Annotated in this window: 11 protein-coding genes; 9 read left to right on the forward strand and 2 right to left on the reverse strand. The window is 65.2% G+C overall.

Annotated elements, in window-relative coordinates:
- Positions 1-23 precede the first annotated feature (23 nt).
- The 3 genes from AC07PE_RS08750 to AC07PE_RS08760 all read left to right on the forward strand — a co-directional run bounded on the left by AC07PE_RS08750 (position 24) and on the right by AC07PE_RS08760 (position 5,373).
- Positions 24-2,516, forward strand: a complete 2,493-nt coding sequence (locus AC07PE_RS08750) for a TonB-dependent receptor plug domain-containing protein (protein ID WP_498763245.1) — start codon at positions 24-26, stop codon at positions 2,514-2,516.
- Between the two features lie 57 nt (positions 2,517-2,573).
- Positions 2,574-2,957 carry a hypothetical protein gene (locus AC07PE_RS08755; protein ID WP_498763247.1) on the forward strand — a complete coding sequence of 128 codons (384 nt, stop codon included), beginning with the start codon at positions 2,574-2,576 and terminating at the stop codon, positions 2,955-2,957.
- A 109-nt stretch (positions 2,958-3,066) separates the two neighbouring features.
- A complete protein-coding gene (locus AC07PE_RS08760; protein ID WP_498763249.1) occupies positions 3,067-5,373 on the forward strand; it encodes a TonB-dependent receptor in 2,307 nt (768 codons plus the stop codon).
- Here AC07PE_RS08760 and AC07PE_RS08765 read toward each other — a convergent pair.
- Complete coding sequence (locus tag AC07PE_RS08765) at positions 5,363-7,015, reverse strand: sensor domain-containing diguanylate cyclase (RefSeq protein WP_498763251.1); 1,653 nt, start codon at positions 7,013-7,015, stop codon at positions 5,363-5,365. The genes AC07PE_RS08760 and AC07PE_RS08765 overlap by 11 nt on opposite strands.
- A 204-nt stretch (positions 7,016-7,219) precedes the next feature.
- Between AC07PE_RS08765 and AC07PE_RS08770 the strand changes: the two genes are divergently transcribed.
- From AC07PE_RS08770 to AC07PE_RS08790, 5 genes are all read left to right on the forward strand, one after another.
- Positions 7,220-8,224 (forward strand): alpha/beta fold hydrolase, encoded by a 1,005-nt coding sequence (locus tag AC07PE_RS08770; RefSeq protein WP_498763253.1) that lies wholly within the window; start codon positions 7,220-7,222, stop codon positions 8,222-8,224.
- A 30-nt stretch (positions 8,225-8,254) separates the two neighbouring features.
- A complete protein-coding gene (locus tag AC07PE_RS08775) occupies positions 8,255-8,671 on the forward strand; it encodes an organic hydroperoxide resistance protein (RefSeq protein ID WP_498763255.1) in 417 nt (138 codons plus the stop codon).
- A gap of 3 nt (positions 8,672-8,674) precedes the next feature.
- On the forward strand, positions 8,675-9,487 hold the full coding sequence (locus AC07PE_RS08780; protein ID WP_498763257.1) for an alpha/beta fold hydrolase: 813 nt from the start codon (positions 8,675-8,677) through the stop codon (positions 9,485-9,487).
- Between the two features lie 21 nt (positions 9,488-9,508).
- Positions 9,509-10,588 (forward strand): thioredoxin family protein, encoded by a 1,080-nt coding sequence (locus tag AC07PE_RS08785; protein ID WP_498763259.1) that lies wholly within the window; start codon positions 9,509-9,511, stop codon positions 10,586-10,588.
- A gap of 75 nt (positions 10,589-10,663) precedes the next feature.
- A complete protein-coding gene (locus tag AC07PE_RS08790) occupies positions 10,664-11,146 on the forward strand; it encodes a MarR family winged helix-turn-helix transcriptional regulator (RefSeq protein ID WP_498763261.1) in 483 nt (160 codons plus the stop codon).
- A 24-nt stretch (positions 11,147-11,170) separates the two neighbouring features.
- Here AC07PE_RS08790 and AC07PE_RS08795 read toward each other — a convergent pair whose 3' ends face one another.
- Positions 11,171-11,914, reverse strand: a complete 744-nt coding sequence (locus AC07PE_RS08795) for an SDR family oxidoreductase (protein ID WP_498763263.1) — start codon at positions 11,912-11,914, stop codon at positions 11,171-11,173.
- Positions 11,915-12,011: 97 nt separating this feature from the next.
- Here AC07PE_RS08795 and AC07PE_RS08800 point away from each other — a divergent pair, with 97 nt between their 5' ends.
- Entirely contained in the window at positions 12,012-12,971 is a 960-nt protein-coding gene (locus AC07PE_RS08800) for a cupin domain-containing protein (RefSeq protein ID WP_498763265.1), read from the forward strand.
- Positions 12,972-13,084: the final 113 nt, after the last annotated feature.

Below are 13,084 nucleotides of genomic sequence, written 5' to 3' on the forward strand. Positions count from 1 at the left end.
GTCCAAAAAAAGAGGGGTAATTCATGCACAAGGCCATTCTCCATTCCGGCGTCGCCGCCGGCGTTCTTTCTTGCGGTATCGGCTTTGCCCATGCGGCCGACGACAAGCCCGTCGACGACGACAAGCCCGCAGCGGCAGCGCCGGCCGTCGCCGCAGCAGCAGCCGAAGCCGGGCCGGTGACCAGCGGCGTGGTGATCGTCACCGGTACCCGCGCCATGGGCCTGAAGGTCGAGAACAGCGCATCGCCGGTGCAGGTGGTCGACGCCACCTCGCTCGGCCGCACCGGCCAGCCCGACCTGCTGCAGGCGCTGGCGCAGAACCTGCCGTCCCTGAACGCCCAGGCCTTCGGCGGCGACATGGCCAACATGACGCTGTCGGCACGCCTGCGCGGCCTGTCACCGAACAACACCCTGGTGCTGGTGAACGGCAAGCGCCGCCACGGCACCTCGAATCTGGCGGTGCTGGGCGGTCCCTACCAGGGCGGCGCCGCGGCTGACCTGAACTATATTCCGGTGGCCGCGATCGACCATATCGAGGTGCTGCAGGACGGCGCCGCGGCGCAGTACGGCACCGACGCCATCGCCGGCGTGGTGAACATCATCCTCAAGTCAAACTACCGCGGCGGCAACGTCAACCTGAACGGCGGCGGCTACGGCGACGGCGGCGGCCGCACCGGCGACGGCGCGGCGAACATCGGCCTGACGCCGTTCACCGACGCCTTCCTCAGCCTCACCGTGGAAAGCAAGTACCACGGCTTTTCCGACCGCGGCGGGATCGACCCGCGCGTCAACGATCCGGCCACGCTGGCCTCGATGCCGCAGCTGAAGAATGCGCCGGGCTACCCCTATGTCAACCACATCTCGGGCGATGCCCAGTACCGCCAGCACATCTTCGCCGCCAACTTCGGCGCGGAGCTGAGCGAGGACCTGAACCTGTACGGTTTCGCCACCTACGGCAAGAAGAAGGCCGCGGCCTTCGAGAACTACCGCATGCCGAACCGCCTGCCGACGATCTACCCGCTAGGCTTCTCGCCGCAGGAGCGGTTCAAGGAGGAAGACTATGCGTTCACCGCCGGCATCAAGGGCAAGGTCTTCGGCAGCTGGCGCTGGGACCTGTCCAGCACCTATGGCAAGGACGTCGCCGAACTGGGCGTGGCGCACTCGGGCAACGTGTCGCTGTTTGCCGATACCGGCGCCACGCCGCTCGACTTCTATGCCGGCAAGTTCATCGCCAGCCAGTGGACCAACAACCTCGACCTGAGCCGCGAATTCGACGCCGGCTGGGCCACCCCGCTGAATGTCGCGGTGGGCCTCGAGCACCGCCGCGACGAATACGAGATCGGCGCCGGCGACGCCGCTTCGCGCTACAAGGAAGGCTCGCAGTCCTTCCCGGGCTTTTCGCTCACCGATGCGGGCAGCCATAGCCGCAACAACAAGGCCGCCTACATCAACTTCTCCGGCCAGCCGGTGGCGGGATGGACGGTCGACCTGGCGGGGCGCTACGAGCACTTTTCCGACTTCGGCAACGCAAAGGTCGGCAAGCTGACCAGCCGCTACGACGTCTCGCCGATGCTGGGGCTGCGCGCGACCTACTCGAACGGCTTCCGCGCCCCGACCCTGGCCGAGGAATACTATTCGGCCACCAACGTGTCGCCGCGCAGCGCCTTCGTGCAGCTGGCGCCGAACTCGCCGGGCGCACGCCTGGTGGGCGTGAACGGCCTGCGTCCCGAGGCGTCCACCAACCTCAGCGCCGGCTTCGTGCTCAATCCTTCGGCCAATCTGGCCGTGACCCTCGACGCCTACCAGATCACGATCCGCGACCGCATCGTCGGTTCGGGCTCGCTGTACGGTTCGGGCGGCTCGGTGAACTCGCCGGCGGTGACGGCCGCGATCCTCGCGAACGGCAACGTGCTCGACCCGACCGTGGTGCAGACCGGCATCAACATCTTCTCGAACGCCGTGAACACGCGCTCGCGCGGCCTGGAGTTCGTGACTACCCTGAACAGCAACTACGGCGCGAACGGCAAGGTGGACTGGTCGCTGGCGGCCAACTATAACAAGGTGCAGGTCATCAAGATCAACCAGGCGCCGGCCCAGTTGCAGCCGCAGACCCTGCTCGACGCGACCGCGATTTCGGATCTGGAAACGGCGTCGCCGCGGGTCCGCGTCAACCTGGGCGCGCTGTGGCGGATCGGGAACTGGTCGGTGAACGCCCGCGAAGCCTTCTACGGCAAGTCCTCCGAACTGCAATCCTCGGATGGCGCCACCTACTATGAAACCAAGGTCAAGCCGACCGCTATCACCGACCTCGAGATCAGCTACCAGTTCAACAAGGCCTGGACGCTGTCGGTCGGCGCGAACAACCTGTTCAACCAGTACCCCGACCACGTGAATGCCACGCTGCTGGCCGAGCAGCGCGCCAACCTGGACAACGCGGCAGTCACGGTCTATCCCTCGTTCTCGCCCTTCGGGATCAACGGCGGCTATTACTACGCGCGGGCGGGCTTCAAGTTCTGATCGGAGACCTGCATGGCCATGTACAGTTTGCGGAAGATTTCCAAGCTCCGCCAACTCGTGAGTGCACTCGCGGCCGGCGCCATGGGGCCGGCCGCGGCCGCGGCACTGCTCGACATCTCCTACAGCGCCGCCCGCAATTACATGGAAGCGCTGGTCGAAGGGGGAGCGGCAAGCCATCACCCGGATCGGCGCAGCCATGTGCGCCTGCACCCTGACCGGGCTGTCGTCGAGCGTTTCCTGGACTCGCTGGCGGAAGAGGGCGGGGAACAGCGTGTCACCCTGCGGCGCAGCGCTTCGCGCCACTGCGTCGATCCCGGCAAGTCCTACCTGCACGTGCTGGCCGACGATGTCCGCTTCCCGCTGGTGCGGGCGCAGTCTTCGGCCAGGCGCGATCCCCTGGTCGCCGCCTTGTTCGGCGCCTGCAGCCGGCAGGCTGCCTGAGCTGAAATTCGCAAAAAAGCATCACCGTGCGAATTCCTTTTGGCGGAATACTTGTATAGACATTACACTTGCGTATTTACCAAATTTGTCTAACCACGTAAGGAAGAAAATGAAGCGTATCCAGATGCACCTGCCGCGCGCCGGCCGCCAGAGTCTCATTTGTCTCGCCATTCTTGGCGCCTTCCCGCTGCAGCATGCATCGGCCCAGGAAACCCCTGCGGCGGACAACGCTTCTGCCCCGCAAACCAATGCCGAACAAGGCGGCAAGCGCCTCGACGTGGTGATCGTCACCGCCCAGCGCCGGGCCGAGAACATCCGCGAAGTGCCGATGTCGATCACGGCGGTGAGCGGCGACCGCCTGGATACGCTGACTGCCGGCGGCCAGGACATCCGCTTCCTTTCCGGCCGCGCGCCCAGCCTCAGCGTCGAATCGGATTACGGCCGCTCGTTCCCGCGTTTCTACATTCGCGGCCAGGGCAACACCGATTTCGACCTGAACGCATCGCAGCCGGTGGGCCTGGTGGTCGATGACATCGTGCAGGAAAGCCCGATGCTGAAAGGCTTCCCGGTCTTCGACACGGAACGGGTCGAAGTCTTGCGCGGTCCGCAGGGCACGCTGTTCGGCCGCAATTCGCCGGCCGGCGTCATCAAGTTCGACTCGGTACGCCCGTCATTCAAGACGGAAGGTTATCTGAGCGTCGGCGCCGGCAATTACGGCGCCAAGAATGCGGAAGGCGTCTTCAATCTGCCGCTCAGCGAAACGGTGGCGGCGCGCGTATCGCTGCAGTCGCAGAACCGCGACGACCGCGTGCACAATCCACGTCCGACGGGCACCCGCGATTTCGAAGGCTATCACGACAACGCCGGCCGCATCCAGGTGCTGTTCCAGCCGAACAAGGCCTTCAGTGCGCTGCTGAACGTGCATGCCCGCGACCTCGATAACAACGCCACGCTGTTCCGCGCGAATATCATCAAGCAGGGCACCAGCGACCTGGTCGACGGCTTCGATTACGGTTCGTATCCGACCGATGGCGTCAACAAGCAGACCCTGCGTACCAAAGGCGCGAACCTGCGCATGCGCTGGAATCTCGACACGGTCACGCTGCACTCGATCACGGGCTACGAAACGGCCAAGTTCTACAGCCGCGCCGACGTCGACGGCGGCTACGGCGCCGTGTACGCACCGCCGATGGGCCCCGGCTACATCCCCTTCGTGGTCGAAACCGCGGACCTGCTGCCCAACCACAGGCAGCTGACCCAGGAATTCCGTGCCGAGTCGAACACCTCGGGCCCGCTGCAGTGGATCGGCGGCCTGTTCTTCTTCAACGAAGACATCCGCATCGACAGCATCAGCTTCGACTCGCTCGCACCGGGCAATCCGCAGAATCCGTTCTATGCCACCCAGGACCAGTCGACCAAATCGTGGGCCGCGTTCGGCTCCCTGAACTACACCGTCAGCGAGAAACTCAAGCTGCGCGGCGGCCTGCGCTACACCAACGACTCGAAGGACTTTTCGGCCAAGCGCGTCGAAGCCACCACGGCCGGTCCCTTCGTCATCAATAACGATTCCAGCAACGTCAGCTGGGATCTGAGCGGCACCTATGCGCTCGACAAGGACACCAACCTGTTCGGCCGCATTGCCACCGGCTACCGCGCACCGTCGATGCAGGGCCGCCTGAACGGCCTGGCGGACCGGCCGTCGTTCGCAGGCGCGGAGAAAGCCCTGTCCTTCGAAGCCGGCATCAAGGAAGAGCTGTTCGACCGCCGTGCACGCGTGTCGGCGAGCGTGTTCCAGTACCGGGTCAAGGACAAGCAGCTCACCGCCGGCAGCGGCGTGATCAACATGAATCAGCTGATCAACGCGGACAAGGTCACCGGTCAGGGCGTCGAGCTGGATATGCAGGCGGTGCTGAGCGACGCGGTACGCATGACGGTCGGCGCCAGCTACAACGACACCGAGATCAAGGATGCTTCGCTGTTCGTCCAGCAATGCGGCAACTTCGCAAACACCGGCGGCCGCGCCGGCTGCACGGTGACGAATGCGGTCGGCCCGTTCCCGGGCACCGTGCGCATCGACGGCAATCCGCTGCCGCGCGCACCGAAATGGCAGGCCAACTTCGCCCTGTTCTACAGTACGCCGATCGGCGAGGGCGTCTTCTCCGCTTCCACCGACTGGTCTTACCGCAGCACCTACAACATGTTCCTGTACGAGGCCAAGGAATACAAGGCCCGCTCGCTGGTGGAGGGCGGCGCGCGCATCGGCTACAAGTGGAAGGACGGGAAATACGAAGTCACGGCATTCGCACGCAACATCACCGACCGTGTCCAGGTCGTGGGTGCGATCGATTTCGACAACCTGACCGGCATCCTGAACGAACCGCGTACGCTCGGCGCACAGTTCAAGGTCAACTTCTAAAGGCCTGCGCGCCTGTACCGAGTTCCTTGACGGTATAGGCGTCACGTCCGGCGCGTTTGGTCTTGTAGAGCGCAGCGTCGGCATGCTGCAATAAATCGCCGGCCTGCGCGACCGGCGGTTTCGTCACCGCGAAGCCGATGCTGGATGTGACGGACAACTGCTTGCCTTCGACCTCGAAAGGCTTGCGGATTGCCTCGATCAGCCTGGCCGCCAGGCGTTCCACGCCCTGGGCCGAATCGACATGCTCGAGGATGATGACGAATTCGTCGCCGGCCAGCCTGAACGGCTGGTCGCTTGGACGGAGGTTGCTTGTCAAACGCCTGGCAAACTCCTTCAGCACGCAGTCGCCTGCAGCGTGGCCATGGGTGTCGTTGATGGATTTGAAATGATCGATGTCCAGGAAGCCGACTGCCAGCGCGTGCTGCCTGTCGGTGGCGCGCTGGACGGCGGCCGCCATCTCGTCATCGAGCTGGCGCCGGTTCCCCAGGCCGGTCAGGCTATCGGTCCGGCTCAGTAATTGCAGCCGCCGTTCCGCCTGTTCGCGCTTCAGGGACAGCGAATGGAAGGCCCGTCCGAGCGCGCCGACTTCATCGTCGCGATCGAGGTCGAACACGCCGATTTCCGCCTTTTCCTGTTCCACGGCCTTCACATGCCGCCGCAGCGAGCGTAGCGGTTTCAGGAGATACAGCACGGTGGCCCATCCGACCAGGCCGGCCAGGATGGCGATGCCGATTGCCGACGCCCACGCATAGCGGCGCGCCTTGGCAATCCCGGCGAATGCTTCGTCGGCAGGAAAAAACGACCCGAGGACCCAGGCCGAACCCCTCATCTGTTTGTAGGTCAGGATGCCCGGCAAGCCCTGCTTGTTATGCGACAGCGTCCATCCTTCCCAGCCGTCCAGGGCGGCCCTGGTCGAGGCGACCATGTGTCCTTGCTCCAGATTGAGGTTCTGTGTGAGGCGTTTGGCGTCCGGATGGTGAAGAATCAGCCCGCTTTTTGTAAAAGCGAAGAGATATCCTGTCGAGCCCGCATGAAGCCGGCCGATTTGTCCGAAGAACGCCGGGTCCGCAAGGTAGATCCCGCCACCGATCACGTACGCCACATTGCCTGCACGGTCCAGTATCGGCTCGGTGACCAGCACCACCGGCCGGCCCGACAAGGTGCTGATTATGGGCTGGGAAATCACGCCCCGGCGAAGGCGCAGGGTGTCCTTGAGATAGCTCCGGTCCGAATAGGGGCCGCGGCCGATGTTCGACGGATTCGTCATATCGGCCTTGAGCCAGCCTTGGGCATCGAAGATCACGACATTCGAAAACGCGGCAAGCAGGCTGGGATGCCGGACCAGGCTGTCCTGCATCGAACGGCCTGCGCCGGCGTCTGCCGACATCTCTTCGGCGACGAGCCGCAGCAGCTTGTGCTTGCTGCCCAGCTCCGCTTCCAGTTGCGACGCCGCGCTGGTCAGCAGATTGAGTTGCTGGCGCCCGATCGCCTCGACTGCGCCTTGCGACGCGATGTTCAATGCAACGGCACCGACCAGCACGCTCGAACCGGCGACGAGTACCACGACTGCAGCGGTCAGCCGGCCCTTCAGCGTTCCTGAAAACAGGCCGGCTCTTTTAACAAAAGGAATTCGGGAAGCCACGTTCGTCTTTATCCTCGCTGCAATTCTCTCCAATTGTAGCAATGTCCTCTGCATAACAACATTATTACCTGGCGCCGCCAGGATCAAATTATTTATCGCAATAACGATTATTTTGCTTGCCAAGCCCCGCGCCGGCTGCTATCTTTATCTTCACAATGATTATCACGATAAGTAGTTTTCGATTGTCTTCCTTTGGAGTACACCATGAGCAAGCATGACAAGTCTTTCCGTCTTCGTTTCATCGCGCTGAGCGTCCTCGCCGCGGCCCAACTCGGCATGGCCGGCATCGCTCGCGCACAAGCGCCGGCGCCCACCTTCGCCGCCATCAAGCAGATCGATGCCGGCGACCTGAACGTCGGCTACGTCGACGAAGGGCCCGCCAACGGTCCGGTGGTGATCCTGCTGCACGGCTGGCCCTACGACATCCACAGCTACATCGACGTCGTCCCCATGCTCACCAAGGCGGGGTACCGCGTGCTGGTGCCTTACCTGCGCGGCTATGGCACGACGCGCTTCCGCGACCCGAAGGCCGTGCGCAACGGCGAGCCGGCGGCGCTGGCGGCCGACGTCGTCGCCTTCATGGATGCGCTGAAGATCGACAAGGCGATCCTGGCCGGCTATGACTGGGGCGCGCGCAATGCCGACATCGTGGCGGCACTGTGGCCCGAGCGGGTGAAGGGCCTGGTCTCCGTCAGCGGTTACCTGATCGGCAGCCAGGAAGCCGGCAAGCAGCCCTTGCCGCCCAAAGCCGAACTGCAATGGTGGTACCAGTTCTATTTCGCCACCGAGCGCGGCCGCATCGGCTACGAAAAGAACCACCACGATTTCGCCAAACTGATCTGGCAACTGGCGTCGCCGGAGTGGAAGTTCGACGACCCTACCTTCGACCGCAGCGCCGCCGCGCTCGAGAATCCGGACCATGTCGCGATCACCGTCCACAACTACCGCTGGCGCCTCGGACTGGAACAGGGAGAAGCGAAGTACAGCCAGCTCGAAGCCCGCCTGGCCGCGCTGCCCGTCATCAAGGTGCCGACGATCACGCTGGAAGGCGATGCCAATGGCGCGCCTCACCCCGAGCCTGCAGCCTACGCCAAGCGCTTCACCGGCAAGTACAAGCACGAACTGATCAAGGGCGGCGTGGGCCACAACCTGCCGCAGGAAGCGCCGCGCGCCTTCGCCGACGCCGTGATCGCCGTCGACCATTTCTGATTCAGCTTCTCACCATCGAAAGGAAACACCATGAACAAGATCGATCAAGTCCTGTACACCGGCAAGACCCGCACCACCGGCGGCCGCGAAGGCGCCGCCCGCAGCGACGACGGCCGGCTCGACATCACCCTGACGCCGCCGGGCGGCCGCGGCAAGGGCACGAACCCGGAACAGCTGTTCGCGGCAGGCTGGTCCGCCTGCTTCATCGGCGCGCTGGGACTCGCCGCACGCGAACGGCAGCTCGCCTTGCCGGCGGAGACGGCGGTCGATGCGGAAGTCGACCTGGGCACGGGCGCCGCCGGCTACCTGCTGCAGGCCCGCCTGCGCATTGCCATTCCCGGCCTGCCGCGCGAACTCGCGCAGGAACTGGTCGATGCGGCGCACCAGACCTGCCCGTACTCGAAGATGACCCGCAATAACATCGACGTCGACCTCGCACTGGCCTGAACCATGAACCCGAAAAAACTGCTGCTGTCTCTGTCCCTCGCCGCATCCTTCGCCGCCGCCTTGCCGGCGGCACGGGCCGAGGCCCCCATCACCGCCGTGCAGGGCGCCGCCGCCCGGCCCACGATCGTGCTCGTCCACGGCGCATTTGCCGATGCCGGCAGCTGGAACGGCGTGGTGAAGGCCTTGTCGGCGAAGGGCTATCCGGTGCTGAGCATCGCCAATCCCTTGCGCAGCGTCGCCGGCGATGCGCAGTACACGGCCAGCGTTCTGCAAGCGCTCAAAGGCCCGCTCGTGCTGGTCGGGCATTCCTACGGCGGCATGGTCATTTCGAAGGCGGCCGAGGGCAACCCCGAAGTGAAGGCGCTGGTCTATGTCGCTGCGCTCACGCCGGAGCAGGGCGAAACGGTCGCCGGCCTGGCCGGTAAATTCCCTGGCGGGACCCTGGACCAGGCGCTGGCCGACCCTGTTTCCCTGGCCGATGGCGGCAAGGAGCTCTACATCCGCCAGGACAAGTTCCGCCAGCAGTTTGCCGCCGACGTGGCGCCCCAGCAGGCGGCGGCGATGGCCGCGGCCCAGCGTCCCGTGACCGTCGCGGCCCTGAACGAGGCGGCGACCGGTGACGCCTGGAAGCGCCTGCCCTCGTATTTCGTGTACGGCACGGCCGACCGCAACATTCCCCTCGAGGCGCTGCGCTTCATGGCCGGGCGGGCGCGGGCGAAGGACATCGTCGAAGTGAAGGGAGCATCGCACGTCGTCATGGTGTCGCACCCGGAAGCGGTGGCGAAGCTGATCGAAGAGGCCGCGGGCAAACGCTGACCCACTCACAAGGAGCAAGACATGAAACGACATATTCCGGGTATTGCAGCCGTCCTTGCCGCGATGGGCGTGATGGCCGGCCTGGCCGCAACGGGCACGCCAGCCGCCATAGCCCAGGCCAGCCGGGGCAGCTTGCCGGTGGAGGGAAGGGCGGCCGGCTTCGAGGGCGCGACCACCTGGCTGAACTCCGCGCCGCTGGGCGCCACGCAGTTGCGCGGCAAGGTGGTACTGGTGGACTTCTGGACCTACTCCTGCATCAACTGCATTCGCACCGTGCCTTATGTGCGCGCCTGGTCGCAGAAATACCGCGATCAGGGCCTGGCCGTGGTCGGCGTCCACACGCCGGAATTCCGTTTCGAGGAAGACCTGACGAACGTGAACAAGGCGGTGGGCCGCTTCAACATCGATTTCCCGGTGGCCGTCGACAGCAGGCAGGCGATCTGGCGCAGCTGGAACAACCGCTTCTGGCCGGCCTTGTACCTGGTCGACGCGAGCGGCAGGATCCGCTACCACCAGTTCGGCGAAGGCGATGTCGACAAGACGGAAAGGGCGATCCAGTCCCTGCTGGCCGAGGCCCGCGGCGCGCCGCTGGCGGACACCAGCCTGGTCGATCCGAAGGCCGGGGCCGAGCAGATGGCGCCCGACCTCGGCCGCCTGGGGTCGGAGGAAACCTATGTCGGCTACGGCAAGGCCGCCAATTTCCGCTCGCCGCAGCGCCTGCGCGAAGACAGGCCGCAGCAGTACACCGTGGGGAACCTGGGCCTGAACCAATGGGGGCTGTCGGGCCAGTGGGTGGTGGCGGAGGAGAGCGCGCGTGCCGACCAGGCCGGCGCCAGCATCGCCTACCAGTTCAGCGCACGGGACCTGCATCTGGTGCTGGGCCCCGGCGAGGCAGGGCGCAAGATCCGCATCAAGGTCACGCTGGACGGCAAGGCGCCAGGTGCCGACCATGGCAGCGACATCGATGCCGATGGCAATGGGACGATTACCGACACCCGGCTGTACCAGCTGGTGCGCCAGAGCGGCAAGCCGGGCCAGCGTCGTTTCGAGATCCGCTTCCTCGACCGCGGCGGCGAAGCCTACGCATTCACCTTCGGTTGAAGGATCTTTAGCTCCGCGCCCGCTATTTTTCAAGTACGATAATGCTTATCTCGATAAATAATTACGGACCATGATATGAGCAGCAAGGAAAATCAGCGGGAGAAGACCGCCAGGCTGGGCGACTTCATGTGCTTCGCCGTCTATTCGACCAACCTGGCCTATTCGCGTGTCTACAAGCCCGTGCTCGATGCGCTCGGCCTGACCTATCCGCAGTACGTGACCATCATCTGCCTGTGGGAACAGGACGACCAGACGGTCAAGGGGCTGAGCGAAAACCTGTTCCTGGAGCCCAGCACGATGACGCCGATGCTGAAGCGCCTCGAAGCCATGGGTTACGTCCGGCGCGAACGCGACAAGGAAGACGAGCGCAGCGTGCGCGTGTCCTTGACGGAAGCGGGGCGCCAACTGCGCGAGAAGGCCTTCGACTACCGCGAGATCACGGCCAAGGCCTCCGGCCTGTCGCCCGAGGAATTCCGGGTGCTGCAGAAAGCCATCGTCCAGCTGCGCACGAACCTGATCGATGCGGCCGACCAGAGGGCGGCGGCCGGCGAGAACTGATCCGCTGTCAAGGAAAGGCGCGGCTTACAGCGCTGCGGCGACCGCTTCCGCATCCTCGCCCGCGGGCAGCCGCATCGGCGCCGACGGCTCGGTTGCCGCCCGAAATACCGCATGCGCCACATCTTCGGCATGGGTGACCGGCCCCGGGCCGCGCACGCCGGCGAAGATGGCGTCCAGCATGGGCTGGTAGGCATGCGGCACCTCGCCCTGCATGTGGCCGCGCGCGTTGTCGCCGAAGCGGGTTTCGGGCGAACGTCCCGGCAGCACGAGGCGGGCGCGAATGCCGAGCGGTTCCAGTTCCAGCGCGAGCGACTCGGTGAAGGCATTCACCGCGGCTTTGCTGGCGGTGTAGACCGACAGCAGCGGGAGCGGCGTCAGGGTCACGCTCGATGTGACGTTGACGATCACGCCGGCGCCCCGTGCCCGGAAGGCGGGCAGCACGGCCTGGGTCATCGCGATCGTGCCCAGCGTATTGGTCTCGAACACGGCGCGCGCTGTCTCCATCGCGATCGCTTCGAGTGGATGGAGGACGCCGATGCCGGCATTGTTGACCAGGACGTCGACAGGGCCGGCGGCGTCGATGGCGGCGCGGATGCTCTCCGCATCGGTCACGTCCAGCGGGAGCAGGCGCAAACGGCCCGACTGCGGCAGGACCGCAGGGTCGGGCGTGCGCATGGTGGCGACCACGTTCCAGCCGCGCTCCAGAAAATGGCGCGCGATCTCCAGTCCGAAACCCGACGAGCATCCGGTGATGAGTACAGTGTGCATGAGCGGCTCCAATAAAAAGTGAAAGTAGGGATACGATAGAGCCTGGCATCCGGACGCGCTACAATCGAAAGTCCATCAATCTTTTGCGAGAGTCCGGATGATCGATCCACTGGCGGAAGTCGTCGGTTTGCTGCAGCCGGTCCCGCGCTATGCCAAGGTAGTCGGCGCCGCCGGCAGCTGGGGTGTGCGCCGCGCCGAGACCGGGCAGCCATCGTTCTGTGTCGTGCTCGACGGCAGCTGCCGTCTGGCAGTGGGCGACAGCGCGCCGCTGGTCCTGGCGGCCGGCGACTTCGTCCTGATCCCGGCCACTTATGACTTCGCCATGTCCAGCCTCGCGCCGCCGGCCGGCGGCGCGGCCGATATGCTGCCGGTGCAGCTGCGCCCCGGCGAATTCCGCCTGGGCGAACAGGACGGCGAGCCCGAGGTGCGCTTCATCATCGGCCACTGCGCCTTCGGCTCGCCGGACGCCGCGCTGCTGGTGCCGCTCTTGCCCGCACTGGTGCACGTGCGCGGCGAACCCCGGCTGGCCACGCTGGCGCAGCTGGTGCGCGACGAAACCCTCGCACAACGTCCCGCGCGCGACGTAGTGCTGGCGCGCCTGCTCGAGGTATTGCTGATCGAAGCCTTGCGCTCGGCGGACGGCACGGCGGCAACGCCCGGCCTGGTGCGCGGCCTGGCGGACGCCCGGCTGGCCCTCGCGCTGCGCCAGATTCACGCCGCGCCGGCACGCGCCTGGACGGTCGCCGCCCTGGCGCAGGAAGCGGCATTGTCGCGCTCGGGCTTCTTCGAGCGCTTCAGCAGGGCGGTGGGCATGGCGCCGATGGAGTATGTGCTGGCATGGCGCATGGGGCTGGCAAAAGAGCTGCTGCGGCGCGGCGCCGTAAGGATCGCCGAGGTGGCCGAGCGCGTCGGCTACAGTTCCGCCAGCACCTTCAGTGTCGCCTTTGCGCGCCATGTCGGCATGCCGCCGGCGCGCTATGCCCGCCTGGCCGATGAAGAGGTCCTTGCAGGAGCCCCTGCCGATCTGCATACGCCGGGCGCAAGCTTGGTGCAATGACAAACTTGCAAATTTGCGTATAAAACACAAAAACAGGTACTTACATTAAGAACCTGAGAATTTACTTTAAGTGTTCGCCGCGCTTTGCTAGCATCGTCCGCTCGTTTGGAGGA

The sequence above is a fragment of the Telluria sp. GW821-FHT07G12 genome (genome assembly GCF_059418525.1).

Coding starts and splice junctions, on each gene's coding strand:
- AC07PE_RS08750 (WP_498763245.1), top strand. CDS start 24: ATGCACAAGGCCATTCTCCATTCCGGCGTCGCCGCCGGCGTTCTTTCT.
- AC07PE_RS08760 (WP_498763249.1), top strand. CDS start 3,067: ATGAAGCGTATCCAGATGCACCTGCCGCGCGCCGGCCGCCAGAGTCTC.
- AC07PE_RS08770 (WP_498763253.1), top strand. CDS start 7,220: ATGAGCAAGCATGACAAGTCTTTCCGTCTTCGTTTCATCGCGCTGAGC.
- AC07PE_RS08775 (WP_498763255.1), top strand. CDS start 8,255: ATGAACAAGATCGATCAAGTCCTGTACACCGGCAAGACCCGCACCACC.
- AC07PE_RS08780 (WP_498763257.1), top strand. CDS start 8,675: ATGAACCCGAAAAAACTGCTGCTGTCTCTGTCCCTCGCCGCATCCTTC.
- AC07PE_RS08785 (WP_498763259.1), top strand. CDS start 9,509: ATGAAACGACATATTCCGGGTATTGCAGCCGTCCTTGCCGCGATGGGC.
- AC07PE_RS08790 (WP_498763261.1), top strand. CDS start 10,664: ATGAGCAGCAAGGAAAATCAGCGGGAGAAGACCGCCAGGCTGGGCGAC.
- AC07PE_RS08795 (WP_498763263.1), bottom strand. CDS start 11,914: ATGCACACTGTACTCATCACCGGATGCTCGTCGGGTTTCGGACTGGAG.
- AC07PE_RS08800 (WP_498763265.1), top strand. CDS start 12,012: ATGATCGATCCACTGGCGGAAGTCGTCGGTTTGCTGCAGCCGGTCCCG.